This window comes from Mycobacterium sp. 852002-40037_SCH5390672 (genome assembly GCF_001665875.1).
Taxonomy (GTDB): Bacteria; Actinomycetota; Actinomycetes; order Mycobacteriales; family Mycobacteriaceae; genus Mycobacterium.
The window spans coordinates 1-529 of the sequence record NZ_LZTA01000074.1 but is presented as its reverse complement, the minus strand read 5'-3'; the positions used below and the strand labels follow the sequence as shown (position 1 = coordinate 529).

Below are 529 nucleotides of genomic sequence, written 5' to 3'. Positions count from 1 at the left end.
GCTACACCGACACCCCCGTGCCGCAGTCGCCGTGGCGGCACCTCCCGATCGCGGTGTCGCTGCTCTCCCTGGTGCTGTTGACCATCGCGCTGGCCACCCCCACCCACGACATGCGCATCCCGCGCAATCGCGCCGTCATCATGCTGGTGATCGACATGTCGCAGTCCATGCGGGCCACCGACGTCGAACCCAACCGGCTCAAGGCCGCCGCACAGGCAGCCACCCAGTTCGCCGGCCAGCTCACGCCCGGCATCAACCTCGGGCTGGTCGGGTTCGCGGCCAACGCCACGCTGCTGGTGCCGCCGACGACCAACCGCGGCGCGGTGAAAGCGGGCATCGACAGCCTGCAACCCGCCCCGAAAACCGCTACGGGAGAAGGCATCTTCACCGCGCTACAGGCCATCGCGACGGTCGGCTCGGTGATGGGCGGCGGCGACGGCCCACCGCCGGCGCGGATCGTGCTGGAGTCCGACGGCGGTGAGAACGTGCCGCTGGACCCCAATGCCCCGCAGGGGGCGTTCACCGCGGC

1 protein-coding gene is annotated in these 529 nt (G+C 71.1%); it reads left to right on the top strand.

Features of this window, described 5'->3' with window-relative positions; all coding sequences use genetic code 11:
* On the top strand, positions 1–529 hold a 529-nt coding region (locus A5782_RS12840; protein ID WP_156623918.1), incomplete at both ends, for a VWA domain-containing protein.